Origin of the sequence: Acinetobacter sp. C13, from assembly GCF_016809775.1 — a bacterium.
GTDB lineage: Bacteria > Pseudomonadota > Gammaproteobacteria > Pseudomonadales > Moraxellaceae > Acinetobacter > Acinetobacter pittii.
The window spans coordinates 957,126-983,498 of the sequence record NZ_JAFBJL010000001.1; the positions used below are offsets into that span (position 1 = coordinate 957,126).

The 26,373-nt window shown below is 36.7% G+C and carries 22 protein-coding genes and 1 pseudogene; 12 read left to right on the top strand and 11 right to left on the bottom strand.

Features of this window, described 5'->3' with window-relative positions:
- Positions 1–27: 27 nt before the first annotated feature.
- Complete coding sequence (locus JGE69_RS04690) at positions 28–972, bottom strand: AraC family transcriptional regulator (RefSeq protein WP_413784466.1); 945 nt, start codon at positions 970–972, stop codon at positions 28–30.
- A 189-nt stretch (positions 973–1,161) separates the two neighbouring features.
- Between JGE69_RS04690 and JGE69_RS04695 the strand changes: the two genes are divergently transcribed.
- A complete protein-coding gene (locus tag JGE69_RS04695) occupies positions 1,162–2,373 on the top strand; it encodes an alkane 1-monooxygenase (RefSeq protein ID WP_199112464.1) in 1,212 nt (403 codons plus the stop codon).
- Positions 2,374–2,496: 123 nt separating this feature from the next.
- Here JGE69_RS04695 and JGE69_RS04700 read toward each other — a convergent pair whose 3' ends face one another.
- From JGE69_RS04700 to JGE69_RS04715, 4 genes are all read right to left on the bottom strand, one after another.
- On the bottom strand, positions 2,497–3,702 hold the full coding sequence (locus tag JGE69_RS04700; protein ID WP_199112466.1) for an acyl-CoA dehydrogenase family protein: 1,206 nt from the start codon (positions 3,700–3,702) through the stop codon (positions 2,497–2,499).
- A 23-nt stretch (positions 3,703–3,725) separates the two neighbouring features.
- The gene (locus JGE69_RS04705; protein ID WP_199113231.1) at positions 3,726–5,009 is read right to left on the bottom strand and encodes an acyl-CoA dehydrogenase family protein; all 1,284 of its coding nucleotides are present in this window, start codon (positions 5,007–5,009) and stop codon (positions 3,726–3,728) included.
- Between the two features lie 228 nt (positions 5,010–5,237).
- Positions 5,238–6,611 carry an ABC1 kinase family protein gene (locus JGE69_RS04710; protein WP_199112469.1) on the bottom strand — a complete coding sequence of 458 codons (1,374 nt, stop codon included), beginning with the start codon at positions 6,609–6,611 and terminating at the stop codon, positions 5,238–5,240.
- Positions 6,612–6,846: 235 nt separating this feature from the next.
- A complete protein-coding gene (locus tag JGE69_RS04715) occupies positions 6,847–7,149 on the bottom strand; it encodes a hypothetical protein (RefSeq protein ID WP_199112471.1) in 303 nt (100 codons plus the stop codon).
- Between the two features lie 189 nt (positions 7,150–7,338).
- On the opposite strand from JGE69_RS04715, the gene ybaK reads away from it, so the two are divergent.
- The 9 genes and pseudogenes from ybaK to JGE69_RS04760 all read left to right on the top strand — a co-directional run bounded on the left by ybaK (position 7,339) and on the right by JGE69_RS04760 (position 18,334).
- Entirely contained in the window at positions 7,339–7,806 is a 468-nt protein-coding gene (gene ybaK / locus JGE69_RS04720) for a Cys-tRNA(Pro) deacylase (RefSeq protein WP_017386867.1), read from the top strand.
- A gap of 158 nt (positions 7,807–7,964) precedes the next feature.
- A pseudogene (locus JGE69_RS04725) lies at positions 7,965–10,196 on the top strand (TonB-dependent receptor).
- Between the two features lie 564 nt (positions 10,197–10,760).
- On the top strand, positions 10,761–12,908 hold the full coding sequence (gene mtlD, locus JGE69_RS04730) for a bifunctional mannitol-1-phosphate dehydrogenase/phosphatase (protein ID WP_199112473.1): 2,148 nt from the start codon (positions 10,761–10,763) through the stop codon (positions 12,906–12,908).
- 100 nt (positions 12,909–13,008) lie between these two features.
- Entirely contained in the window at positions 13,009–13,635 is a 627-nt protein-coding gene (locus JGE69_RS04735) for a 2'-5' RNA ligase family protein (protein WP_057086319.1), read from the top strand.
- Positions 13,623–14,141: a bifunctional adenosylcobinamide kinase/adenosylcobinamide-phosphate guanylyltransferase gene (cobU, locus tag JGE69_RS04740; protein WP_057086318.1), complete on the top strand. Its 519-nt coding sequence runs from the start codon at positions 13,623–13,625 to the stop codon at positions 14,139–14,141. Before JGE69_RS04735 ends, cobU begins: the two co-directional genes overlap by 13 nt.
- Position 14,142: 1 nt before the next feature.
- Positions 14,143–15,198, top strand: a complete 1,056-nt coding sequence (gene cobT / locus JGE69_RS04745) for a nicotinate-nucleotide--dimethylbenzimidazole phosphoribosyltransferase (protein WP_199112475.1) — start codon at positions 14,143–14,145, stop codon at positions 15,196–15,198.
- Positions 15,191–15,790: a histidine phosphatase family protein gene (locus JGE69_RS04750; protein WP_199112477.1), complete on the top strand. Its 600-nt coding sequence runs from the start codon at positions 15,191–15,193 to the stop codon at positions 15,788–15,790. The genes cobT and JGE69_RS04750 overlap by 8 nt, the downstream gene beginning before the upstream one ends.
- Positions 15,791–15,914: 124 nt before the next feature.
- Positions 15,915–17,483, top strand: coding sequence for a histidine-type phosphatase (locus JGE69_RS04755; RefSeq protein ID WP_199112479.1), 1,569 nt, complete (start codon positions 15,915–15,917; stop codon positions 17,481–17,483).
- A gap of 107 nt (positions 17,484–17,590) precedes the next feature.
- Complete coding sequence (locus JGE69_RS04760) at positions 17,591–18,334, top strand: adenosylcobinamide-GDP ribazoletransferase (protein WP_182917318.1); 744 nt, start codon at positions 17,591–17,593, stop codon at positions 18,332–18,334.
- 72 nt (positions 18,335–18,406) lie between these two features.
- Here the strand turns inward: JGE69_RS04760 and JGE69_RS04765 are convergent, their stop codons facing one another.
- Together JGE69_RS04765 and JGE69_RS04770 are read right to left on the bottom strand one after the other, a co-directional pair.
- On the bottom strand, positions 18,407–19,516 hold the full coding sequence (locus tag JGE69_RS04765) for a 3-deoxy-7-phosphoheptulonate synthase (protein ID WP_014206644.1): 1,110 nt from the start codon (positions 19,514–19,516) through the stop codon (positions 18,407–18,409).
- Between the two features lie 96 nt (positions 19,517–19,612).
- Positions 19,613–20,500, bottom strand: a complete 888-nt coding sequence (locus JGE69_RS04770; RefSeq protein WP_017482233.1) for a sulfite exporter TauE/SafE family protein — start codon at positions 20,498–20,500, stop codon at positions 19,613–19,615.
- A gap of 61 nt (positions 20,501–20,561) precedes the next feature.
- Between JGE69_RS04770 and JGE69_RS04775 the strand changes: the two genes are divergently transcribed.
- Positions 20,562–20,678 carry a hypothetical protein gene (locus JGE69_RS04775; RefSeq protein WP_199112481.1) on the top strand — a complete coding sequence of 39 codons (117 nt, stop codon included), beginning with the start codon at positions 20,562–20,564 and terminating at the stop codon, positions 20,676–20,678.
- Here the strand turns inward: JGE69_RS04775 and JGE69_RS04780 are convergent.
- The 4 genes from JGE69_RS04780 to JGE69_RS04795 form a co-directional block, all read right to left on the bottom strand.
- Positions 20,653–20,934 (bottom strand): DUF1634 domain-containing protein, encoded by a 282-nt coding sequence (locus tag JGE69_RS04780; protein ID WP_161282125.1) that lies wholly within the window; start codon positions 20,932–20,934, stop codon positions 20,653–20,655. The two genes, JGE69_RS04775 and JGE69_RS04780, sit on opposite strands and share 26 nt — an antisense overlap.
- Positions 20,931–22,487, bottom strand: coding sequence for a PepSY-associated TM helix domain-containing protein (locus tag JGE69_RS04785; protein WP_199112483.1), 1,557 nt, complete (start codon positions 22,485–22,487; stop codon positions 20,931–20,933). The genes JGE69_RS04780 and JGE69_RS04785 overlap by 4 nt, the downstream gene beginning before the upstream one ends.
- A complete protein-coding gene (locus JGE69_RS04790) occupies positions 22,480–22,779 on the bottom strand; it encodes a hypothetical protein (protein WP_068566255.1) in 300 nt (99 codons plus the stop codon). The genes JGE69_RS04785 and JGE69_RS04790 overlap by 8 nt, the downstream gene beginning before the upstream one ends.
- A gap of 66 nt (positions 22,780–22,845) precedes the next feature.
- Positions 22,846–24,945: a TonB-dependent siderophore receptor gene (locus JGE69_RS04795; protein ID WP_199112485.1), complete on the bottom strand. Its 2,100-nt coding sequence runs from the start codon at positions 24,943–24,945 to the stop codon at positions 22,846–22,848.
- A 220-nt stretch (positions 24,946–25,165) separates the two neighbouring features.
- On the opposite strand from JGE69_RS04795, the gene lpxB reads away from it, so the two are divergent.
- Positions 25,166–26,341: a lipid-A-disaccharide synthase gene (gene lpxB, locus JGE69_RS04800; protein WP_199112487.1), complete on the top strand. Its 1,176-nt coding sequence runs from the start codon at positions 25,166–25,168 to the stop codon at positions 26,339–26,341.
- The last annotated feature ends 32 nt before the right edge of the window (positions 26,342–26,373 follow it).

The following is a 26,373-nucleotide window of genomic DNA, read 5'->3' on the forward strand; positions in this document are numbered from 1 at the left end:
AGCGCTTCGGCGCTTTTTTATTTTCTATTAATCGAGATGATGTCCGATATATTGCTGTCGATATTGTTTAGGTGATAAATCAAAAATTCTTTTAAAGGCCTGACTAAAAGCAGTCTCGGATGAATAGCCGACTTTGTTTGATATTTGCTGAATTGAAAAATTACTTGTGCGTAAGTACTGACTTGCTAAACGAAAACGGTAATGTTGCAAATAAGTTAGAGGTGGTTCCCCAATAATACTATTAAATAGATTTGCGAATTTGGACCGTGACATACAGCATTGTTCTGCTAAAGACTCAACTGTCCAAGCAATTTCTGGTTGGCTGTGAATAGCAGATAGGGCATTACTTAATTCAGGATGGGTTAACGCACTTAGCCAGTTTTGTTGATCTGTCATTTGTTGAACGTGATCACGGATGCACTCAATGAGAAGAATACTGACCAAATGATCAATAATTTTGTCATGTCCCGGCCTGATTTTTTGAGTTTCAATTGCTAAAAAATAAAGCCCAATTTGTAGCCATTCTGGTGGGTTGGTTTGATTTTCGTGTTGAATATGCATGATTGAAGGCAATGCATTAATCAAAGGGCCTGCCATATGAGTATCAATTTGACAGCGCAAACACAGTAATAAGGTTTTATTAGGAGAGGAGGTGCCAAATTCAATTGCGTCTTGTCTATGACCGTTAAAAAGCGAAGTAATATCTAATGAATCTACTAATTTACTTGCTGTTGATTTTGAGTCGGTGGCATTATGTGCCTTTCCAGAAGGAATTAAAATAATATCACCAGCTGTCGCAATTATTTTTTCTGAAGCATTAAGTTGAATATATACTGAACCAGTTAAAACAATATAGGCAAGTAAAGCAGATTGATCTTGTGTTTTAAAAGCCCATTCTCCTTGTGCTTTTAAATAGATGTATTCAGACTTATTAAGGTGAATATCATCAAAAAATTTACTTAGTGCATCCATCTTTAAATGATCAATCATTATTTTAATAAAATTATAGTGAGCTATAAGAATAGATCAACATGTGTTTTTAGGACAAAAAAGTGGAAGAAAATGCCAAAGACTTTAACGTAGGTTTTTTGGACGGTTACTACTGTTAAGTAAACACTATTTCTTTAACTATATAGATATATAGAAAAAGGAAATATGACTATGAATGCACCAGTGAATGTTCAGCAAGAACTTATGCCAGTGCCAGCGTCTATGCGTGAGATAGATCGTAAGCGCTATTTATGGATGATTAGTCCAGCTCTACCTGTAATTGGTTTAGGTATTTTAGCTGGTTACCATTTTGGTCCACGCCCATTAAAAAAAGTTTTCGCTTTAGGTGGTCCACTATTATTACATGTGGTGATTCCCGCAATTGATACGATTATCGGGAAGGATGCACGTAATCCAACTGATGAAGAAATTAAACTACTTGAAAAAGATCCATATTACTCACGTCTTGTGAAGAGTTTTATTCCACTGCAATATGCTGCAAATGTTTATGCATGTTATTTAACAAGTCGAAAAACTACATCATTCATTGATAAAATTTTGCTCGGTGTTTCAATGGGGGCGATTAATGGTATTGCGATTAATACAGCCCATGAATTAAGCCATAAGCATGATCGTATTGATCATATTTTATCTCATCTTGCTTTGGTTCCTACAGGTTATAACCATTTCCGTATCGAACATCCTTATGGACACCATAAACGTGCAGCAACTCCTGAAGATCCGGCTTCTTCACGTATGGGCGAAACATTTTATGAGTTCTGGCCACGTACAGTTGTAGGTTCTTTTAAGTCTGCAATTGAAATTGAGAAAAATCGTTTAAAACGTAAAGGAAAAGAGTTCTGGTCAGCAGATAATGAATTATTACAAGGCTGGGGAATGAGTGCTGCTTTTCATGCCTCTATGGTTGGAATTTTTGGTAAAAGTACAATTCCATATTTAGCGACACAAGCATTTTATGGCATTAGTCTTTTTGAAATTATTAACTATATTGAACATTATGGCTTACTACGTCAGAAAAAAGAAAATGGTCAATATGAGCGCACAATGCCAGAGCATAGTTGGAACAACAATAACGTAGTAACAAACTTATTTCTGTACCAGTTGCAGCGTCACTCAGATCATCATGCTTATCCGACTCGTCCATTCCAAGCATTACGTCATTTTGATGAGGCGCCAGAATTACCAAGTGGTTATGCAAGTATGTTATTACCTGCGTTAATTCCTTCGTTGTGGTTCAAAATAATGGATAAGCGAGTTTTTGATCACTATAAAGGTGATTTGAACAAAGCGAACATTTCACCAAAACGACGTGCAAAAATCTTCAAAAAATTTGGTGCAGTAGATCAATCATTAGAAACATAAAAATTGAATAAATAATATATTCCTGAAATACCAAACCCTCTAATCATGTGATTAGAGGGTTTTTTATTTTACATATAGATTAGTACTAAGCAGCAAGGGAATTTAAACTCCCTTACGATGCTCTTATTTTAATTCACTTGAAGATTTACCAAGCTCACGACGCGCAATAATTAATTGTTGAATTTGCTGAGTACCTTCAAAAATATCAAGAATTTTTGAATCACGTGCCCATTTCTCAAGTAATTCATCTTCGTTATAGCCTAGACTTGCTGCTAACTCGACACATTTTAAAGTGATCTCGTTACCAACACGACCTGCTTTTGCTTTTGCAATAGAAGCTTCTTTAGAGTTTGGCTTTTTATTATCAGCCATCCATGTCGCTTTTAACATGAGCAGACGAGCAGCTTCCCATTCAGCCTCCATACGGTAGATTTGTGCTGCAAGGTTAGAAGCATGCAGATAGGGAGTCGAGTAGTCAGGATCAAGCTGATCTTTAAAAATCTCTTTAATACGCTCTAGTGAAGCTTTCGCACAACCGATTGCCATTGCTGCAACTAGAGGGCGTGTATTGTCAAAAGTTTCCATTACTCCGGCGAAACCTTTAGCAACATCCACTTCGGCATTACCCAAAAGGTTCTCTGCTGGTACACGGCAGTCAATAAAACTGATGACTGCTGTATCTGATGCTTTAATTCCTAATTTATGTTCGAGACGTTCGACCTTCATACCGGGCGTACCTTTAGGTACGACAAATGATTTAATTGCTGCACGTCCAAGTTTGCGATCGAGCGTAGCCCAAACAACGACAGAATCTGCACGTTCGCCTGAAGTTACAAAAATCTTTTCACCATTTAGAATGTAGTGATTGCCATCTTTGGTTGCTGTGGTACGGATAGCGGCAGAGTCGGAGCCACAACCCGGTTCGGTGATGGCCATTGCTGCCCATGTTCCTTTGAACCGTTCTAATTGCTCATCATTTGCGACAGCAGCAATTGCTGAGTTTCCAAGACCCTGACGAGGCATACTCAGTAATAAGCCTGTATCGCCATAACACATCTCAATAATTCCAAGAGCGGTCGACATGTTGGTTCCATTGCGAATACCTTCATTGTCGGTATCACCGCGCTTTCCAGCACCCGCAGCACCAGCATTAATTCCTTCACCACCTTCATTCATGCCATCGATGAGAGAGGCGAGCATATCAAGTTCTTTTGGATATGCATGTTCAGCTTTATCATATTTACGAGAAATAGGGCGTAAAACATTGATCGCAACATCATGTGCCTGATCAATCATCATTTTGAATTTTTTAGGATTTTGTAAATTCATTAAAGTATCCTCTGATTGATCTTTTAAGCATGTAAGCCAGATTGTAAAATTGCAGTAGCCCGTAAATCGCGGTACCAACGTTCAACAGGATGTTCTTTTGTGAAACCATGTCCACCAAGAATTTGCACACCATCTGTACCGATTTTCATGGATTTTTCAGAACAAAGTAGATGGGCTAAGTAAGCTTCGCGGTGAAATGGTTTGCCGGACTCTGCAAGGCTTGCAGCATTTAAAATCAACATACGCATTGCATCAATTTCAATAGCCATATCTGCGATCATGAAAGCGACACTTTGTCGATGAGAAATAGGTTCACCGAACGCGGTTCGTTCATTGGCATATTTAATACAATAAGCTTTTACAGCTTCACATGTACCTACAGTCATTGCACACCACATTAAGTTGCCTAAATCTACAAAGGCTGTGTAATCAAAATCTGTTGCACCTAAACGTAGAGCAGGAGTGTGATTAAAGCGAAGAGTTGCTGTTTCTGTCGCTTTAAGGCCCATGGCCGGAGTGTTTTTTATTGAAATTGTTTCATTACACTGCACGACAAATACATCTGGTTTACCGTTAAAGTCTGCACTTACTAAAAATACATCAGCTAAGTCGCCTAAAATCACTAATGTTTTTTCACCATCAATAAAAAACTTATCATTTTCAAGTGATGCTTTTGTTTTTAAAGCATAAGGATTAAATGCTGGAGTTGTTTCTTGAACAGCAAAAGTTGCTGTAATGTCTGAGTCTTCTGCAAAACATGGTAGGTACATCGACTGAACTTCAGCAGAACCCCAACGTGTTATTGCATTAATAACGCTAAATGTACTGAGTAATCCTGCTGTAAGGCTGAAATCACCTTCAGCTAGTTTTTCAGCAATTAATAAGTTACTAACGATATTTTGTTCGGCTGCTACTCCACCGAGTGCTTCTGGAAGTGCATAATAGTTAAGTCCTAAATCTTCAACATATTGCCAAAGACTTTCAGGAAACTGAGCTTCCTGATCGGCATCATGAGCTAACCCCAATAAAACCTCTTGAGCAAATTGAGACATTGCTTCAGAAGTCATTTGTTGTTCTTCGGTTAAACTTAAATCAAATAAATTTTTTTGTTGGCGAGGTAAACGTTGTTGAGAGATTTGCTTGGGCTTAAATGCTTTTTGAGTCTGCGTTAATGCTCTAAAGCCAGCTTTTGAACCTTGATAAAGAGATTTTTCAACAAATTTACGCAACTTGAGTTGATCAAGTACATCGCTTCCAGCCAATCTTGTGATCAGCGATAAACCCAAACCCTGAGCTTTATTGATCATACTTGTCATGATTATGGTGTCCTAACACATTGTTATTGTTTTATGCTGACACGCCTCATATTAAAAAACTATGTCGTTACTGACATTCGAAAAATGAGTAGATAAATGGTAAATAGAAAATAAGAAAATTATAAGTTTTTGATTTTATTTATTTAAAATAATTGCAATGTTGGGGAGCCGAGAAGGATTGACTAGAATGACATGGAATCATTCTAGTCATTCATTAAATCAAGCAAAGTTACGAATCATACGTCGCACATTGGTTTTTGCATCAATAACCGTCATAAATGTGTAGGCTCCAATGAATTTACGGCTAATAAACATAAACTCTTTTGGCGGAACTGAAAAATAACGTGAAGCCATTGATTTACTAGCTTGTTGCATAACACGGCTATGAAGCTGGCTTTTCTTCCAGTCGTAACGTTCGTGTTCATCCATAAGACCAGCGGGCATATCTGGGTTATTTGCAGGAGTACTGAATGCTTCTGTTGCAAGTAAAAAGACATCAGCCATACCTGGTTTAATACTTTCAGGCATCGCATCAAAGAACTCGTAACCAGTCATGGCTTTCACCATTGCATCTTTATTATGCTGATAACCTGCCTGAATGAGTTGACGGGCAACTGTTAGCAAGTGTTCATCAAACTGGCGAATAGCACCAAAATCTAATAATACAATTTTGTCCTGAATATCTTGGCCATTACCCAAACGAACAAGGTAATTACCAAAGTTAGGGTCAGTTTGCATTTCACCCCATTCAAAAATTTCACGAACTGCAATCTCTAATGATGCTTCACCGAGTTGATTACGACGTTCTTGAGGTAATGACAACATCACAGGGCTATTAATTGGCACACCACGTTCAAAAGTCATGCATAGCACTTGATTTGTGCAATATTCATCTACAATTGTAGGAACAATATAGCGTTCATCATCTTTTAAGCGTTCACCAAAGCGACGAGTAGTTGCTGCTTCGACACCATAGTCAACTTCACGATGCATCATTTCACGCACTTCATCAAACCACTGATCAAATTCACGGGTTTGAGGAACCATGCGTGTCAGTTTAAGCATGTTTTTAAACAAGCTCATATCGGAGTCAATTGCATTTGCAACGCCAGGATATTGAATCTTTAAAACTAACTCTAAACCATCTGATTTACGTGTTGCACGGTGCACTTGCGCGAGAGAGGCAGTACCAATTGGCTCATGATCAATTGTTAAATCATTTAATTTAGCGCCCAATTGCTCTTGAAGGTGCGGCTTAATTGCAGGCCAATCTAAAGCAACTGTCTGGTTATTTAAGGTGTTTAATGCTTGTGTAATTTCTTCAGGTAAAAAATGTTCACCATAAAGGGCCATCATTTGGCCAATCTTAACAATAGAACCCTTAAGTTTACCTATTTCAGAAACCAGATAATTAGCTTGCTCGCTCATCGCTTTTTTGCGTTTCTTTTCTTTTTCTTCCTCATTAGAAAATAAAGAAGAGGCACTTGCAGTTGCCCAACGTGTTCCTGCAAGTAAAGAAGCTTTCGCGATTGATAAGCGTCGATCCATGGAAGAAGTTTTTAAACTCTTAAGCTTATCTTTCTGATTTGACATGAAAATAGAATCCTATGCGCATCATGCAGCCAAACGCTGGTGATCTAAAATTGTAACGAATATTACATGTTTTGAGCGTATTAAAATAGTTCTCTCAGACTGAATGATCAGTCGAAATGGCTATCTTTATTTCATTAACTTTAAAATAGCCTAAGCAATTTTAAAATTTAAGAAACTTACAGCGTTCAGGTGAGTAAAACTAGGGTAAAAAACGGATCTTTCACAAAAACTTAAATTACATTTTAAATTGGATCTTTAATTCAGACTTCCGCATTAAGTGAAGGCGATTGGACTGAATATGCTGTAATAACATTTGTTTGACTGAATCATGCATAAAACCAAGTGCATGAGCTTTTACAATAATAATGCTGGGTAAGGTATAGAAAAAATACTTAACATCCTCGAGTGTTGCGTTATTAAAGATGCCTTGTTCAATTAACGTCTGCTGTAAAAACTGCTTTTCATTTAAGACATAATCTGAAGATTCATCCCAAAAACGGTGACGCATAGCCATCAGATTGTTGTGTTTATAACTCATAAAATTGTCAGCTCAGACTTAAATCTAAATAAAATATATGGAGTCGAGCCATGAATATCAAGTTGAGATTATTTTTTATTCAGTTGCTGTTTGATTTTTTATGTAATTCTTGTAAATAGCCTAAGCAATTTTAAAAATTTTTCTAAAAAAACTATAATCCAAATAATTTCATCTATAACACTACTTATTATGACTCCTGCATGTAGGCTGTTAAAAAGTAATAAAATCGAATTTTCTATTCATGAATATGAACATGATTCAAATGCTAAAAGTTTTGGATTAGAAGCAGCAGAAAAACTAAATTTAGATGTAAGGGAAGTATTCAAAACATTGATGGTTAGCGATGATAAGAATTTTTTTGTTGCAGTATTGCCAGTTAATCATCAATTAAATTTAAAAAAAGTGGCTACGGCGTTTGGCTGTAAAAAATTGCAAATGGCCAATCCAAAAGACGCTGAACGTTTAACGGGATATTTGGTCGGAGGGATTAGTCCTTTAGGTCAGAAGAAACGCTTAAAAACCGTTATTGATGCATCTGCACAAGAGTTCAGCAAAATCTATGTGAGTGGAGGAAAACGGGGACTAGATATTGGCTTAAACCCGAAAGATCTAGCACAACTCTTAAATGCTCAATTTGTTGATGTACTTGATGAGTAAAATAAATCTTTTTCTTATCTCATTAAATTAATTAATTTTAAGATAGGTAGTATTAAATTAAGTTATTTTAATAAAAACAATTCTCATTATTATTTATATTTAGTATTATCCCGAGCCTTATAACTATCTAATAACTTTTGGGTTTGGAGAAAGGGAAAATGAATCAATACAAAAAGGTTGGGGCTAACTCAAATCATCTGATGTGTGCAGAATCACGGTATTTTAAATTAAAACCTTGTTGTATTGCTCTAGCAGCAATATTTGCGCAGCAGGTTTATGCAAATACAAATATTGAAAAGGCAGCCCTTAATAATCAACCGACACAAAAGCCTGTAGCTCAATTGCAAAAAATTATAGTGACGGCGACAAGGACGCCCAAAAATATTGCCGAAATTGCAGGCACAGTTCAAACGATTGAAAAAGCAGCAAATTGAACAACAGGCAACTGCTGGACGAAAAATTGCCGATATACTGGCTCAGTTGGTTCTATCACTTGGGGTAAGTAGTGGAACGACTACCAACTATGGGCAAACAATGCGTGGTCGTGATGTCATGATTATGATTGACGGCGTATCGCAAAATGGCTCACGCGATGTTGCTCGGCAACTAAATAGTATTAGTCCAGGCATGATTGAACGTATTGAAGTTCTTTCAGGAGCTACAAGTATTTATGGATCAGGTTCTACCGGCGGGATTATTAATATTATTACGAAACGTGCTGATTCGACTAAACCAGTAAGTTTTGAAACTAAACTTGGTATTACGTCTTCCGATACATTTCGAAGTGATAGTCTAGCTTATGAAATTGGCCAATCTATTTCATTTAATAAAGATAATATAAATGGTTTCTTAGGGGCTAATTTCACTAGTCGCGGATCTCAGTTCGATAGCCATGGTGATCGTATTGCTATAGCACCTATGCAAGGTAGCCGTCCTGATACTGATACAATTGATATTAATAGTCGTATAAATATAGATTTAACTGATTACCAATCACTAAGTTTGGGTTCGCAATATTATAAAGATGAACAAGATACGAATTATGGTCCTGATTATGGGAAAAATTATATTTATGGAGGAGCGCCTAACTCATATATTGGGAAAAAGGGTTTAGAAATATCTAATCAGCCTTTTACAGAGCGTTATGCATTCAACACTCAATACCAAAATAAAGATATTTTAGGTCAGGTCTTAAATTTAGAAGGATATTACCTTAAAGAAGATGCTCGTTTCTTTCCAGTCTTTTTAGGAGAGGAAGGTACAGAAGCAAAACAATCTCAATCTGAAATCGAAGTGGCTGGTCTGCGTTCAACAATACAAAGTGATTTAAATATTATGAATCGTGATCTTAATCTAACTTATGGCTTAGATTATGAACATGAAAAAAATCAACAACACTACGAGCATTTCACAGCATTTAATACAGGTTTGACCTATAAACCTACAGGTAAAACTTCCGATGCCGGTCCAAATACAACAATTCAAAGTGCTGGCGTTTTTATACAAGGTGATTACGCTTTAACAGACCGTATGAATGTCCAGGCTGGTACTCGTTATCAATATATTAAAGCTGAAACAGAACAGTACTCGACTAAAAATGGGATACAGCCAAGCGGATCTGTAAATGACGATGCTGTTTTATTTAATTTGGGAGCGATATATAAATTAACAGATGAGCAGCAAATATTTGCTAATTTTTCTCAAGGTTTTAGCTTTCCAGATGTACAACGGATGATGCGTGATGCATTTAATATATCAACCGCTAATATCCAACCTATAAGTGTAAATAGCTATGAACTAGGCTGGCGTTTACAAGGGGAGCGAAGCCTAAATCTAGGTATAACAGGTTTCTATAATACTTCAGATAAAGTTGTTCAATTCTACAAGAACAGTAATAAAGAAACTGTTGCTGAGGTTATGGACAAAGACCAACGTGTATATGGTGCTGAACTAACGGCGACCTACCCATTTATGGAAGAGTTTAAAGTTGGGGGAACACTGGGTTATACGCGAGGTCAATATAAAGATACGGATGGTAAATGGAAAGAGTTGAATGCTTTTCAAGTTTCACCAATAAAAGGTACTGTTTTGCTGAATGGAGTAGCGATGAGGGGTATGGGGCTCGTGTGCAAATGCTTGCTGTAAAAGGTACAAATGAAGCAGTAAAAGATGGTTCACTTTCAGCTGTAAAAATTAAAGGCTATAGCACGATGGATGTTTTGGCTCATTTTCCAGCTTGGAAAGGACGTATAGATTTTGGTGTATATAATGTTTGGAATAGAGACTATCGAACTGTCTATAGTCAACAAGCAGAAAAAGTATATGGTCTTGTAGAAAGTATACCAGCTGAAGGACGTACTTACGGCCTCAGTTATACATTTAATTATTAATGTGAAGTGAGATAGGGAATATCTATAAATCATAGGTATTCCTTAATAAATTTAAAAAAATAATAAAATAAACTTGCATTATTAAATGCAAATGATTATCATTATCTAAATGGAAAGTTGAGAAACGTTCTAGTAATTAAGATTAACGTCTACTACTGTAATGCTGGGTTTTAGGCGATTTAAAGTTATACCAGAGACTCCAATAATAATGATGTTGAAAAAGATGAGTTGATTTCTGGTATGTGAGCGCCTGCAGAATATTATAAAAATAGGCAGGTTCAACTAGCGGTAAATGGAACAAAGAAAAATAAACATTATCAGCGCAACAAAAAGAACTAATCAAAAGCAGCAGGCGAGGATGGCCTGCTGCTTTTGTAGTTAAAGTTAATTTCATAGTTATTTATACATTTCAACTCTTTTGGATATTTAACTCTACACAGTAACAGATCGATTATATTTTTGATTAAAAAATAACCACTAATGTTTCATTTATTAACATCCTACCTTTTTAGCCATTTTTTTGTATACCCTGAATAAAACATGATCAAAAAAAGAGGTAAAAACGTGCTTATTTTTCATGGAAAACCTGTTCACGGAGCTATCTTTGATATGGATGGGACAATGTTTGACACTGAGCGATTGCGGTTTCAAACATTGCAACAGGCATCTCAAGAACTCATTGGACAGGAATTTTCACACGAATATTTAATGCAATGTTTAGGTTTAAGTGCAACTACTGCTGAGCAATTGGCTCAACGGTTATATGGGGTAAATGTTCCCTATAAAGAAATTCGAAAAAAAGCTGATGAGATGGAACTCGAATATATTCGAAAACACGGCGTACCTATCAAAAAGGGTTTAGTTCAGGTTTTAGAACGTTTACGAAAATCGGGTTTAAGAATGGCCGTCGCGACTTCAAGCCGTAGGGCAATTGCCGAAGAATATTTAATTAATGCGAATGTTTATAAATTTTTTGATGTGATTACCTGTGGTGATGAAGTAGAGCAAGGAAAGCCGCATCCAGAAATTTTTTTAAAAGCTGCTAGTCAACTTCACTTGGACGCTAACCAGTGTCTTATGTTTGAAGATTCTGAAAATGGTTTAACTTCAGCTCACACTTCAAAAGGTTTAACGATTTTATTAAAAGATATTAAAGAACCAAATGACGAAATGCTGGAAAAAGCACATTTTTATTATGATCAGATGTATGACTTTTTAACCGATCTCGATCAATTTATCCCTGTTATGGACATGCCAGAAATGCAGGAACCTTTTCCGCAAAGTCTGAATCAACTGACAGTGGGAATACATGGTTTCGGTGCTATTGGCGGTGGTTATATAGCGCAGATCTTGTCACATTGGGATGGGTACACAAAACCAAAAAGAATTATTGCTTCTACAAGAAATAGTCTTTTTCGCGAAGCCGTAAATGCATTTGGAACATATAGCATTCGCTATGGGCAATTTTCTTATGATGAACGTATTGAGAACATGACCATTGTTGATTCTGAAAATGAACAACAAATGTTGGAGATGTATACCCATTCAAGTTTGATTGCACTGTGTTTACCCGAACAGGCCATCGAAGCTGAAGCAAAAATAATCGCAAAAGGATTATATGCTCGCTTTAACTCGCCACTTGAAACATGTATTGAGCCGTTAACTTTTCTAATTATTTTAAATAAAGTTGGTGCGAAATATTTAGTTATGAAACATCTTAGAGAAGCTCTATTAGAATTGACCAACGATGAAGATGTGACTGAACATATTTTAAAAGAACATTACTTTTGCGATACCGTTGTAAATCGCATGGTTTCAAAATTATCTAATCAAAATTTATATCGCCAACTTCGTATTAAGCATAATTTTCTTGAACAGCATTTAGAAGATGTTGAACACGAAGAACAAATCGAAATTGAAGACTGTAATAAATTGACTCAAGATCAGCAAAATCAGGCATCTTTATATGTTGATAACATGCGCCGTAATTTTCAGCCAGGCCATATATTACAAAGCATGGATCTAATTCTGTTTCATAGTGAAACGGATATGCCAATTTATGTAGAAAAAGGCAGCCCTTTACTCGAAAAGTTGCGTCAAGTTGTCTTGGTTAATCAGATTACAGACATTCAATTAATCAAAAACCGACTATGGAATGGCGTGCATGCCATGCTTGCTTGGTATGCATCTTTACTAGGTTATGATTCTATTGGCGTCGCAATGGGGGATCATTCAGTTAAAGCGTTTGCAGAAAACTTAATTAGGGAAGTAAAGCAAGGGCTTGCAATTGTATTACCTAATTATGCAAAAGATCTGGACCGCATGGCACAAAGCTTTCTAGACTCATGTGAATATGCATTTAAAGACCCTTGTCAACGAGTAGCAAGAGATCCACTTCGCAAGTTAACTCATAATGAAAGAGTAATCGCATCAATTGAGGTAAATATCGCGCATGATTTACCCTATAAAAATCTCTTAAAAGGTGCTGCTTTAGGTTATGCCTATGCGATTCAATTTTTAGAAATTAAAGAGACTAAGGCATTTAAACATTTACACGAGCAAGTTAAAAAACTGGATATGAGTTCTGCTCAAAAAGCACAACTTGAAGTTGAGTTAACGCAATTAGTTCAATATTTATTTTCTGAACAAGGTAAACAGCCTTTAAACATGAATATTACCAATTCAAAAAATGCGCCTACTCAATATGCCTAAATTCTTTTAATTATGCTCTACAACTGAAAGGCAAACATGCTTTAATACAAAAATTGAATGATTTTGAATTAAAGCTGTGTTGCTAAAACCCTCGACGTTCATGGTGCCAACATCTATACGAGATTATCCTGAGTGGCATTTTGGACGGCAAAATTATGCATTGTGGTATTTAGAAATTAATGATCAAAAAATAGTTGATTATTTAGATGCCTTGCGCGCGCATTTTTCAGAATTCTTATTAGAACCTAATAGTCGTCAATATCATATCACATTGTTTATATGTGGATTTTTAAACCACGAAACCAAAGTCTATAGTGATGACTTTATTTTTGGTGAATTTGAGCAGCAAAAAGAAATCTTAAGAAAAGAAGATTTTGCTCCGTTTCATTTAAAAATTGGTTCAATCGATAGCTTTAGTAGTGCTCTATTTGTAGAAATAGGAGATACCGAAAATATCTTATTTCAGATACGCCAAAAGTTAGGTTTAGTTTCTAATGAAATTGCAGCTTTAGAATATTGTCCGCACATCACTTTGGGGTTGTATAAAACAGACTATAGTAGTGATTTGATTTTACAAAAAATTTCTGAATTACCTGTACAATATAAACAGGCTGAATTTGACCTTAAAGTTGAGCATTTAATATTTGGTTATTATCAAGCTCAAACTTTACAAGGTAAGTTATATCCGTATCAGCATTTGTTTTTAGGTGATTCATGTTGCAACTGATTTTGGGTGGAGCCCGTTCCGGCAAAAGCCGACTGGCTGAACAAACGGCAATGGATAGGCAATTAGCTGTCACTTATGTTGCAACGGCGCAAGCGCTAGATTTTGAAATGCAAAGCAGAATAACACATCATCAAAATCAGCGTCCTTCTCACTGGTCTTTGGTTGAAGAACCTTTATATTTAGCAAAGATTCTGCAAAAAATTGATCGACCTAATCAAATTATTCTTGTGGATTGTTTAACACTTTGGCTAACCAATTTGTTACTTTTAGAAGATCAAAACGTTCAACAATTTGAATGTGAGCAGCTGTTAAAAATTTTACCTACGCTTGAGTCAGAAATTATTTTAGTAAGTAATGAAACTGGTTTAGGCGTTGTGCCACTCGGTGAGATTAGTCGTCGATTTGTCGATGAAGCAGGCAGACTGCATCAGAATTTAGGGCAAATTGCAGATAAGGTTGTGTTTTGTGTGGCTGGTTTTCCAATGATTTTAAAAGGTGAGAAATAAAATGAACTGGTGGTTACAATCTGTACAGCAACCTGATGTGGACGCAAAACAACAAGCTGAGCAACACCAGCTTCAACTGACCAAACCTACAGGTGCTTTAGGTGATCTAGAACTGATAGCAGTAAAACTTGCTAGTTTGCAATCAAATGCGCATCCACAAGTTAGCCACCCATGGATTACAGTTTTTGCTGGCGATCATGGCGTGGTTGAAGAAAATATCTCTGCATATCCTCAAGCCGTTACCCGTCAAATGCTGCAAAACTTCACGACTGGTGGTGCAGCAATTAGTGTCATTGCCAAATATCATCAAGCTCATTTACAAGTGATTGATTGCGGTACAGTTGGTGAAGCATATCAATATGCAGGAGTTGAACGTCATTGTATTCGTGCCGGCACAGCAAATTTTGCCAAACAAGCTGCAATGAATGCTGAAGAGTGCCGTGCTGCCTTAGAGTTAGGTAAAAACAGTGTAGACACGGCCAAATCTAAAGGTGCAGATATTTATATTGCGGGTGAAATGGGAATTGGAAATACCTGTTCTGCTTCTGCCTTAGCATGTCTTTTATTAAATGATACTGCCGAGCAATTAACTGGAGTTGGTACAGGAATTGGTGCCGATCAGTTAAGACATAAAATTGAAGTGATTGAAAAGGCAATTGAACTTCACCATAAACATGTCGTCGGTGATGTCTTCAAAACATTATCCGCCGTAGGTGGTTTGGAAATTGCGGCAATTACAGGTGCTTATATCCGCTGTGCGCAGGTGGGCTTACCTATCATTGTGGATGGTTTTATTAGTTCGGTCGCTGCTTTATGCGCAGTACGAATGAATTCTAAAGTGCGTGACTGGATGCTTTTTGGCCATCAATCGGCAGAATATGGCCACCAACGTATTTTACAAGAACTCAATGCTGAGCCGATTTTAAAAATGAATTTACGTTTAGGTGAAGGTAGTGGTGCTGGCGCTGCTTTGGCATTGGTTAAAATGGCATGTGTATTACACAACCAGATGGCTACATTTGCCGAAGCTGCTGTTAGCGGGGATAAAATTGGGTAAATTTAGAATTGATTTGCTCAGACATGGCGAAAGTCAATATAGCCATACTTTACGTGGACATTTAGATGATGAGTTAACAGCAAAAGGTTGGCAGCAAATGCAGTCAACCATTGAGCAAGTGGCTAATCAGCCATGGGATGTCATTATAAGTTCATCATTAAAGCGTTGTGCTTGTTTTGCTGAGCAACTTGCGAAGACAACTCAGCTGCCTTTACTTCTAAATCATGACTTAAAGGAAATGTATTTTGGTGATTGGGAAGGCGTCTCAACTCAGCAAATTTATGAAACTTCACCCGAATTACTTGCAAATTTTTGGCAAAAACCGAGTCAATATTGTCCACCTCGCGCAGAAACATTAAACCAGTTTCAAACAAGGGTTCTTAAAGGTTTTCAGGATTTGCTGAAGCATATGCAAAAGCAAAACTTACAGCATGCTTTAGTTGTTACTCATGGCGGTGTGATTAAGCTATTGGCTTGTTTAGCCAGACAACAACCTCTAGATGACTTACTTAAAATGCCAGCAGAGCTTGGAAAATTATATTCACTCGAATTTTCTGAAGCAGATGGTCAATTAACTTTTATATTAAGATAGTAGTTTTATATTTTTATACACTTGTAAGTTATTATTTTTAAAATGTTATTTTATCCTGTGTAATAGAACTGTCATTGCTAGTATCTAAGCTAATGGCATTTCTTATTAATCACACATCTGGTTTATGAATATTTTATTTAAAACAACTATGCTCGCCGCATCACTATTACTCGTAGCCTGTAACGATAATGATGATCAAGAAGCTCAAGCTGTACCATCCACAAACCCATCAAAATATTATCAAACAAAAACACCTTACCAACCGCAACAAGAAATAAAAAATTATGAACAAGCACCGAATGGATTCCAGCCAGTTTTTACAGAACTAGTGGCGCGTCACGGTTCAAGAGGCCTCTCAAGTCTAAAATATGATTTGGCACTTTATAATTTATGGAAACAGGCAAAATCAGAAAATGCCTTAACACCATTAGGTGAGCAATTAGGTGCTGATTTAGAAGCCATGATGAAGGCAAATATCTTATTAGGTTATAGCGTGGAAGGGATCCGCCAGTATGGTTATGGGAATGAAACCATGACTGGTATTTTAGAACACCGTGGCATTGCCGATCGCTTATTACAGCGCTTATCAACTCTTTTAAACTCGCAAGCATCTATATTGGTACAAAGTTCTGGAGTGGATCGTGCGGTAGATAGTGCAAAATTCTTCACTGCTGAACTCATCAAACAACGACCGCCACTGAAAGATAAAATTGTTCCATTGTCTTATACCAATTTATCGAGTGAAAGCGTGCCAAGTGTTGAAGATGGTGGCGTTGATCGTTTCAAACTCTATTTTCATAGTTTGAATGCAGACGAAGACTTAGTTCAACCCTTGAGTGCTAGCCAACAAGAAATTTATGATGCTAGCCAGGCCTATCAAGATTTTGAAGAAAATAATAAAGATTTAGCACAAAAGTTAGATGAGTTATCGAAAAATACCGAGGCTGAAAAAACAGCTCAAACAGTGCTCAGCCCGATTTTTAAAGCAGACTTTATTAAAAAACTTGGTACAACAGGTTATAGTTTTAGCAACACTGGATCTTTTACAGTCACTTCACCTAAAGGTGAGCAAATTACAGAAAAAGGTAAGGGCAAAAATACGATTGCTAGTGCAGTAGATGCAGCAGCTTATATTTATGAGCTCTATTCAATTTCTGGTGGTATGAAAGATGAGTTAAAAGGTGTCGATTTTGATAAATATATGCCGTTAGATGCTGCGAAATTCTACGCTGAATTTAATGATGCGAATGATTTTTATGAAAAAGGTCCAAGTTTCACAGAGTCAAATCAAGTCACAAGTGAAATTGCTCAAGGACTCAAACAGGACTTGTTCCAACAAGTTGATGCGGTTGTAAATAAAGCCCAACCATACAAAGCAGTTTTACGTTTTGCCCATGCTGAAATTATTATTCCTTTGGCAACCAGCCTAGATTTACATAATATGATGCAGCCTTTACCACTACGTCAGACTTATAATTACTCAACCAGCGCATGGCGCGGTGAAGTAGTTTCACCTATGGCGGCAAATGTCCAATGGGATATTTACCAAAATAGCCAAGGCAATACTTTGGTTAAAATGCTTTATAACGAAAAAGAGACTTTATTTAAGTCCGCATGTAACTATGCACGTTATACACCAACTAGTTTTTACTACGACTACATTAAATTGAAACAGTGCTATCAAATGCAATAGATTTTCAGTTTTTTGGAGTCTTTAATGGGAATAGGGATTGCTATTCCCATTTTTATTTATTCATAATCCAATTTGTTTTTAAATATAGATCAGTTAGAGACTTGGATATGACACCTTTTTGGATTGCATTGCAATTTTTAACTGTTCTGCCTATTGAGTTAAAGACTATACCAACGGCGCAACAAAATGGTCGAGCTATTTTGTTTTATCCTCTAGTCGGTCTGATTATTGGCGGCATACTTTTTATTGTTGCCTGTCTTTTTGCCAAATTACCCGTTATTTTGCTTGCAACTATCATAATCACTTTATGGATTTGGCTAACAGGTGGGCTGCATTTAGACGGGCTAGCAGATACGGCAGATGCATGGGTAGGCGGTTTTGGTGATAAACAACGAACTTTACAAATCATGAAGGATCCAAGTTGTGGTCCAATTGGAGTCCTCAGCTTAGTTATCATATGTTTGCTCAAATTCGCATTGGTTTATGTATTGATTGAACAGCATCAAACGTTATTTTTAGTCTTTGTTCCTATCCTTGGGCGTGTGGTGCCATCTATTTTATTCTTAACTACACCATATGTACGTGAAAAAGGTTTAGGGCGTTCTTTGACAGATCACTTACCTAAAACAACTTCATGGATAATCACTGGGTTCGTTCTACTATTACCTTTGTGTTGGGAGTTGCAAGGGCTTATTGCCATCATTAGTTTTTTAATAAGTCTCGTTTATTTAAGACATCTGTTTGTAAAAAGAATTGGTGGTATTACGGGGGATACAGTTGGTGCAGCGATTGAACTAAGTGAAACCGTGCTGCTTTTTGCTTTTGTTTTGAGTTATTTTTATTTAGTTTAATTTTGAGTTTCATCCAAAAATAAAAAAGCCCTCAAAAAATGAGGGCTTAATTTTCAATCTTAAAAAGATGAATTAGCGATTTGGTAAAACTTCTTTTAAAGCTTCATGCATTTCAAGCAATGTCTTCTCGGTAGTTTCCCAGTCAATACAGCCATCAGTTACTGATTTACCATATTCTAAATCACAAAGATTTTCAGGAATATCTTGGCGACCACCTTTTAAGTGACTTTCAACCATAATACCTACGATTGACTTATTACCATCTAAAATTTGTTCAGTAATATTTTTAAGAACAAGCGGTTGTAAGTACGGGTCTTTATTTGAGTTAGCATGGCTCGCATCAATCATAATTTTGTTGCTCACTTTTGCTTTTGCTAAAGCATTTTCTGCTTCCGCAACAGAGCCTGCGTCATAGTTCGGTTTGCCATTACCACCACGTAATACAACGTGTGCATAAGGGTTACCATTTGTATTAATAATTGAAACTTGGCCATCTTCATTTAGACCTAAGAAACTATGGCCATATTTAACAGATTGCATCGCATTGGTTGCAACAGTTAAGCCACCGTCTGTACCATTTTTAAAACCAACTGGTGATGATAGGCCAGAAGACATTTCACGGTGAGTTTGGCTTTCGGTTGTACGTGCGCCAATTGCAGACCATGAAATTAAGTCTTGATAGTATTGTGGAGAGTTAGGATCAAGTGCTTCAGTTGCACATGGTAAACCTTTTTCATTTAATTCAAGCAACAGTTTACGGCCAATACGTAAACCTTTTTCGATATTAAATGAGTCATTCATATCTGGGTCATTGATTAGACCTTTCCAACCAATGGTGGTACGTGGTTTTTCAAAATAAACACGCATAACTAGATATAGAGTATCTTTAACCTTTTCGCTTAGCGCTTTTAAGCGATCAGCATATTCGTGAGCAGCTTTTGGGTCGTGAATAGAGCAAGGACCAATAACAACAAACAAACGTTTATCTGAACCATCTAAAATATTACGAATAGTTTCGCGGCCTTTTAGAACAGTTTGCGAAGCAACATCAGATAAAGGAAGTTCTGACTTAAGCTCATTTGGTGTTACAAGAGTTTGAATGCTTTTAATATTAACGTCGTCGATATCTGGCTTTGAAACGGAATTTGAATGTGTAGTCATTGCTGTCACTGGTTCGATCATACTAAAGGTTGTTTTGTGTACTGAATATACCATGAAATAATTATGAAAATACTACATCTCATGGTATTTCAGATTGGAAAAATCCTATTGATTTTACTATCTTTCAGTCGAGTTGCCTGTTTTTTCGGCAACTACTGCTTGTTGTTGTACCACAGGTGCTTTCGGTTTTGCTTTGACTGGATGAACCATAAAGTTAACACCGAGGGCAAATAGAGTAATCCCTAGAATTTTTCGGATTAAACGTTCAGGCATACGAGAACTAATTAATGTTCCAATAATAATTGCTGGAATCGAACCCACCAATAACCACATCAGAAGAGTAAAGTCGACGTTACCAGCACTCATGTGTCCAAGGCCAGCCACTAAGGTAAGTAATACCGCATGTACAACATCCGACCCGATAATTCGGATCATTGGCAAGTTCGGGAACATAATCACAAGTGCCATGATCCCAAATGCACCCGCACCAACTGATGAAAGAGTTACGAATACACCTAAAATGATACCCATAATCACGATAAAGCTACGTTTTTTATGGATTGCCAACTGCTCATTTTCACTTTGAGTGACTTCTTTAGTTCTGAATTTATTAAAAAATTTCTCAATACGCGTACGGAAAATGATGGAAACACCAGTTAAGGTCAACATAAAACCTAACACCATGGTGAGTACAGCTTTATAGTGTGTTGACTGGCTTAAATAATGCTCAAGTACCCATGAAGTAATGAAAGATGCAGGAATACTCCCTACTGCTAGCCATAAAACAATTGGCCAGACAATATTGAGTTTTCTAGCGTGAACCATTGATCCACAAAATTTTGAGATTGCTGCATAAAGTAAATCGGTACCAATCGCGATATGAGGTTCAATTCTAAAAAGGCTAATTAAAATTGGTGTCATTAATGATCCACCACCAACTCCTGTAATCCCTACACAGAAACCAACTAACATACCCGCTAAGATAAATTCAAAAGCACCAGACATCTTTATCGCCACTTATCACGAAACGCAGATATCTTATTCCTTTTAGAGATAAACAGTTGTCATGAATAATGATTTACTTATGCAAAAAAAAGCTAAGCAACAAAAAATTTGCTTAGCTTGTACTATTTTTCATCATTTTTTAAAGAAAATGATTATTTTGATGACTTTAGTGGGTTAATTAAAAGTATAAGAATAAAAGTTAATGGCGTTGCAAAGATCCACCAACTGACAAAACCAATTGAAAATTTATATTGTTGAATAAGAATAAATGCACATAAACCAAATAGCATGAATGCAGCTATTTTAAAGTGCCTGTAATACTTTTGAGCTAACGATTTGAAATGACCTGTTGATTTCGGTGATCTATATTTCTCGCTCGCCATAAACAACATATACATCCCTAATAAAATTAAGATGAAAGCTATAAGAATCATGAGCTCACCTCAGTATTTAATTTATTCAGTTTTTTTTGAATTTTTGCGACAGCTTTATGCTGGATAGGTTGAATTTTGCAAAATATAAAAATGGCTAAAGCTGCAAAGATCCACAAAAATACATCTACACGTGCAAAGGTCCAATAATCACTGAGGCTTTGAACATACTCATGTTTAAGTAAATAAATTAGATTTAAGATTGGAAGTGCAAGACACAGCATAATAAAAACGCTAAGTTGAGTTCGCCACAAATGCTGTTTTTTAGTGATTAATGCAATGATTAAGCTGATTAACCAAACTAAGAAAAAGCTATAAATTTCATAATTGATTGTGGTTGAAGTGACTGTAAATAATCGATTGGCGCTTAAATAGGCGACAGTTGCAGAAGGTAATCCCACAAACGCTGCAACATTTAATCGATCAACTAAGTAGTGCCCAAAATGAAACTTACTATTCTTATTTTGAATTTGTCGTTTAAGACTCCAGAGTAACAAACCAGAGGAAATCATTACACAGCCTAAAATGCCTGAGAAAAAGAATCCTAAGCGAAGTAAAGGTTGAGCAAATGTTGCCATGTGCAGGCCATACACACCCGCATTCAATGTTGCAATAGGGCTATTATTACGTGTATCTGCCAAGACTTCGCCAGTTGAAGCATTTAATGTAATTTGAGGCTGATTTCGAGTAATAGTGCGGTCCTCTTTTTGAATAAATGTAATTTGAGCTTGGCTGGTATTTGGATTTTTTACACTCATTGTTGATAAAGGTTGGTTGCCCCAATTTTGTTGAACTTGGCTCAACAACTTCTCAATCGCTAAGTTTTGAGCAGGCTGAATCGATTGATTCTCAAGTACAGTCTTTGTGCGGATTTCGGTAAAATATTGATAAGGGTTTTCAGGGTAAAGTTTTTGCATTCCCCAAGGTAGATATAAGTAAAAGAAAATAGCTAAGCCTGTAAATGTAATGGTTAAAAAGAAGGGCAGAGCAATGACTGAAGAAATATTATGAAAGTCTAGCCATGAACGCTGAGACTTAAATGTACGTAAAGTAAAAAAGTCGGTGAATATTTTTTTATGGGTAATAATGCCTGAAACCAAAGCAATCAGCATAATAAATGCTGCAAGACACACGACTAATCGCCCAACTATTATTGGAATGCCAAAAAGTTGGTAATGGAAACGGTAAAAAAAATCGCCGCCTAGAGTTGCCGAAAGTTGAAGTTCTTTTCCCGTATTAGCATCAAGTGTGGCATTGCCATAACCGCCGTCAGCTTTTTCCCAATACATAGTGTTGACGGGACTTTCTGGTGTAGCAACTGTTAAATACCAAGATTTGGCATCTGGAGCGTTTTCTTGTAAATATTGATATGCTGTTTTAATAGCAATATCTTGCTTTACTTCATATTGCGCAAGTGCAGGCTGCATCCATAAATTAATTTCGTGGCGGTAATAAGATAGGCTACCCATTAAGAAAATGGCAAACACGAGCCATCCAAAAATTAAGCCAGTCCATGAGTGTAGCCATGCCATAGATTGACGTATACCTTTATGCATAACCCACCGTCCGTGTCACAATAAAGAAAAGGGCAAATAGTGCGATTGATAGAATGGTCAGTCGTACTAATGATTGAATGCAGAACCCAACAATCACAAAGACTAGGTAAAATAAAATCGCTATAAATGCTGAGAGATAGATAGCCTCAGCTTTGTCCAGATTCAAAAGGAAAATTCCAGTGAGTCCAAGACTTAAACACGCCATGCAGGCAAAGCCCATACCGAAAACTAGCAAGAATCGATAGAAAACTTTTATACGATATGACACAGGGAGATTTACAGTTTTGGACATCTTTACTGACACATAAACAAAGAATAATAAGTAAAGCCAATCCCTAAATTGGGATTGGCTACGGTATTAATATTTAAACTTTACAGCAACTGTATAGTTGGCTGGAGCGCCGTAGTAACCTTGGCCACCAGATAAACCTGTCAAATATTTTTCATTTGTTAGATTGTTTCCATTTATTTGGAACAGTACATGTTCGTTTAAATCATAACTGGCCATAACGTTAAGCAATGCATACGCATCCTGTTTTACAGTTGAGTAAGAGGTGTCATGTATATCATCTTGCCATTTAATGCTTGCACCAACTTTTAATTTTGGAATCTGTGGAACAGTATAAGAAGCTAAAACATTAAGTGTTTGAGTCGGGATATTAGGTCTGCCTCTTTCACCCGTTTCCATATTTTTTAGACTAAATGTTGAAAAACCAAAAACCAAATCTAAGTTATCAGTTAATTTTCCAGTTAATCCGACCTCAACACCTTGCGATCTAATTGTTCCGATTGGAGATGAGTATTTGTTATAAAGCGGATCCCATAATGGGTTTAGTGCAAAATTATCTTCATCTGTTCTAAAGATTGCGATATTTCCTGTTAAAGCTCCATCTAACCACGCGCTTTTTACACCTAATTCATAACTTTCACCCTCTACTGGTACAGCTGTTTGTTTAGTAGAAAGATCAATAACAGTTTGTGGTCTAAAAATAGAGGTGTAACTCATATAACCTGTGTATTCAGGAGTAAAGTTATATGTAATACCTGCATATGGAGAAACTTTATTCTTTTTATATTCTAAAGTATCGATTTCGGTGTAGTTGGCACCTAAGATAAATTTAAGATCATCACCTAAATGAAGACGAGTAGCACCGTAAACGGACTTCATGGTTCTTTCTTCTGGATCAGCATAGGTAAAGTCCCCCCAAGTCGGTTCATCAGGTGTCCAGCTTGGTAAGTCTGTGGTAATAACACCTAAACTACTGCCATACGAATAAACACTTTGAGCACTATATTTTGACCAGTTATAACCAATATTTGCTTCGTGTTGCTGCCCTAATAAACTAAAAGTACCTTGAATGTCTGCATTAGCAGTAGTTTCTTTAAATTTCTGATTATAAATTTCTGGATAGAGTGAAATACCAGACGTATTGTCAGTAGCAGAAGGAAATCCATTGAGATAAAGCATTTTATCTTTAACATCTGATTTCTTAAGGTTATAGCCTAATCTTAACTTCCAGTCTCCCCATAATTTTTGTTCAATATTGGCAAAGTAATTATCTATTTCCCAATCGTAGTATGTCCATGACGGTGCATAATTATAGTTACGAGAATAACTTAATGGTTCACCTTTGGAGTTAACCAAGGGTAGAGCACCCCATTGAGAACCATTAGCGTATTGACGAGTTTTCGAATATCCTGCTGAAACATTTGTGGTGTCAGTAACGTCAGCTTCTAAAATTCCTTGAAATCCATTCTTTTCTTCTGAATAGCGGTCTAGATAAGAATCTCCTACTTTCTCATAACCTACAAGACGTCCTCGTACTCGTCCATCTTGTGTAAGCGAACCAGAGATATCCGCTTCATAACGTTGTGTATCCCATGAACCATAGCTCACCCCAGCATTTGCTTGAAATTCTTTGGTGGGGCGTTTACGGATATAGTTAATTGTAGCGCCAGGATCCCCAAGAGCATTTGTTAAGGCATCAGCACCTTTGACAATTTCAACACGATCGTAGAAATAACTGTCTGCATCACTATTGTTATAATTATAGCTGTCAACTTGAGGGATACCGATTCCATCAACCAAAATGTTTGAAATATCAAAACCACGAGCAGTATAAGTTGTTCGGTTTGTTTCTAATCCAGTTACAGTGACACCAGGAGTATTACTTAAAATATCTCGGGTACTAGTAAGTCCGAAATCTTCAATTTGCTGACGAGTAACGACGTTAATGGTTTGAGGAGTTTCTTTAGCCTCAATATTAAGCTTGGTTGCGCTACTCGAGTTTTTAACATTATATGCTTTAGTTTGTTCAGAAGACTGCTCAGCATTTGATGCTTTAACTTGAATCGTCTGTAAAGCTTGTACCTCTGAGTCTTGAGCATAAGAGAGGTTTGCATAACAAATCGCGCAGGCGATTACGGTAAGCTTAAATGGTCGAGGTGGGATATTCATAAGATTAAATATAATGTAAATAATTCTCATTTATTTTATTGTTTGTAAATGTAAGCTACAATTCAAATTGCATTGTTAATTTAGATTAAAAGATGGTGAATGAGTGTAATTTTAGATAGCTTGTGCTGTGGCCGCTCTTGGTAAGTACATATAGATCAAGTTCAAGTTTGATAAACCTCTATGCTAGAATGCATTATTTCAAATTCTTGGGTAAATCACCTTGGCAAACCGAAAACTTAAAATAGGTATTGTAGTTGGGGAAGTTTCTGGAGATACGCTTGGTGTGAAACTTATGCGTAGTTTTCGAGAACAGGGAATCGATGCTGAATTTGAGGGAATCGGTGGTCCTCAAATGATTGCTGAAGGTTTTAACAGTTATTACCCAATGGAAACTCTATCTGTGATGGGGATTGTTGAGGTCTTAAAAGATTTAAAAAAATTATTCGCCGTGCGTGATGGTCTAATCAATCAATGGACTCAACATCCGGTTGATATTTTTATTGGTATTGATGCACCAGACTTTAACCTTAGACTTTCGAAAAGTATTAAAGAAAAGAATCTTCCAATAAAAACAGTTCAATATGTGAGCCCATCAGTTTGGGCGTGGCGCCAAGGGCGTGTTCATGGCATTAAACAGAGTATAGATTTAGTACTTTGTTTATTTCCTTTTGAAAAAGTTTTTTATGAACGATATGAAGTTCCAGCAGCATTTGTCGGACATCCGCTAGCTAAACAATTGCCACTTGAGAATCCAATTCAAATTGCCAAACAGCAATTGGGTATTGATGAAAATCAGAAGCATATTGCTTTGTTACCAGGTAGCCGCAAAGGTGAAGTAGAGCGTCTTCTTCCTATGTTACTGGGGGCTGCCAATATTTTGCATACCAAACATCCAGACATTCAATTTTTAATTCCGGCAATTAATGATGCTCGTAAACAGCAGATTGAGCAGGGTGTTGAAAAATTAGCGCCTCAATTAAAAGCAAAAATTCATATTTTAGAAAATACGGATAGTGAATCGAAAATTGGTCGTATGGTCATGAACGCGAGTGACGTTATTGCTTTAGCTTCTGGAACAGCGACATTAGAAGCCATGCTCATGCATCGCCCAATGGTCACATTCTATAAATTGCATTGGTTAACTTATTTAATTGCTAAATTCTTGGTGAAAATTCCTTATTACTCTTTGCCTAATATTATTGCCGGTAAAAAAGTCATTGAAGAGCTGATTCAAGCCGATGCAACACCTGAAAATTTAGCAGCAGAAATAGAAAAACTAATGAATGTTGAAACCGCTCAAATTCAGGTGATGCAGCACTTAACCATGCATAAACAGCTTATTTCTGGAAATACGGAAGACCCAGTTCAAGTCATCCTAAATGTACTAGAGAAGTAAAAAAAAGGCATTCATATAAGAATGCCTTTTTT

Excerpts from the sequence above, each read along its gene's own strand:
- JGE69_RS04795 (WP_199112485.1), bottom strand. The coding sequence starts at position 24,945 with ATGAATATCCCACCTCGACCATTTAAGCTTACCGTAATCGCCTGCGCG.
- JGE69_RS04705 (WP_199113231.1), bottom strand. The coding sequence starts at position 5,009 with ATGATCAATAAAGCTCAGGGTTTGGGTTTATCGCTGATCACAAGATTG.
- JGE69_RS04785 (WP_199112483.1), bottom strand. The coding sequence starts at position 22,487 with ATGCATAAAGGTATACGTCAATCTATGGCATGGCTACACTCATGGACT.
- JGE69_RS04695 (WP_199112464.1), top strand. The coding sequence starts at position 1,162 with ATGAATGCACCAGTGAATGTTCAGCAAGAACTTATGCCAGTGCCAGCG.
- JGE69_RS04765 (WP_014206644.1), bottom strand. The coding sequence starts at position 19,516 with ATGATCGAACCAGTGACAGCAATGACTACACATTCAAATTCCGTTTCA.
- JGE69_RS04780 (WP_161282125.1), bottom strand. The coding sequence starts at position 20,934 with ATGATTCTTATAGCTTTCATCTTAATTTTATTAGGGATGTATATGTTG.
- cobT (WP_199112475.1), top strand. The coding sequence starts at position 14,143 with ATGAACTGGTGGTTACAATCTGTACAGCAACCTGATGTGGACGCAAAA.
- ybaK (WP_017386867.1), top strand. The coding sequence starts at position 7,339 with ATGACTCCTGCATGTAGGCTGTTAAAAAGTAATAAAATCGAATTTTCT.
- JGE69_RS04790 (WP_068566255.1), bottom strand. The coding sequence starts at position 22,779 with ATGTCCAAAACTGTAAATCTCCCTGTGTCATATCGTATAAAAGTTTTC.
- JGE69_RS04690 (WP_413784466.1), bottom strand. The coding sequence starts at position 972 with ATGGATGCACTAAGTAAATTTTTTGATGATATTCACCTTAATAAGTCT.
- JGE69_RS04700 (WP_199112466.1), bottom strand. The coding sequence starts at position 3,702 with ATGAATTTACAAAATCCTAAAAAATTCAAAATGATGATTGATCAGGCA.
- JGE69_RS04775 (WP_199112481.1), top strand. The coding sequence starts at position 20,562 with ATGAATAATGATTTACTTATGCAAAAAAAAGCTAAGCAACAAAAAATT.
- JGE69_RS04755 (WP_199112479.1), top strand. The coding sequence starts at position 15,915 with ATGAATATTTTATTTAAAACAACTATGCTCGCCGCATCACTATTACTC.
- JGE69_RS04715 (WP_199112471.1), bottom strand. The coding sequence starts at position 7,149 with ATGAGTTATAAACACAACAATCTGATGGCTATGCGTCACCGTTTTTGG.
- JGE69_RS04760 (WP_182917318.1), top strand. The coding sequence starts at position 17,591 with ATGACACCTTTTTGGATTGCATTGCAATTTTTAACTGTTCTGCCTATT.
- JGE69_RS04770 (WP_017482233.1), bottom strand. The coding sequence starts at position 20,500 with ATGTCTGGTGCTTTTGAATTTATCTTAGCGGGTATGTTAGTTGGTTTC.
- JGE69_RS04710 (WP_199112469.1), bottom strand. The coding sequence starts at position 6,611 with ATGTCAAATCAGAAAGATAAGCTTAAGAGTTTAAAAACTTCTTCCATG.
- cobU (WP_057086318.1), top strand. The coding sequence starts at position 13,623 with ATGTTGCAACTGATTTTGGGTGGAGCCCGTTCCGGCAAAAGCCGACTG.
- JGE69_RS04735 (WP_057086319.1), top strand. The coding sequence starts at position 13,009 with ATGGTGCCAACATCTATACGAGATTATCCTGAGTGGCATTTTGGACGG.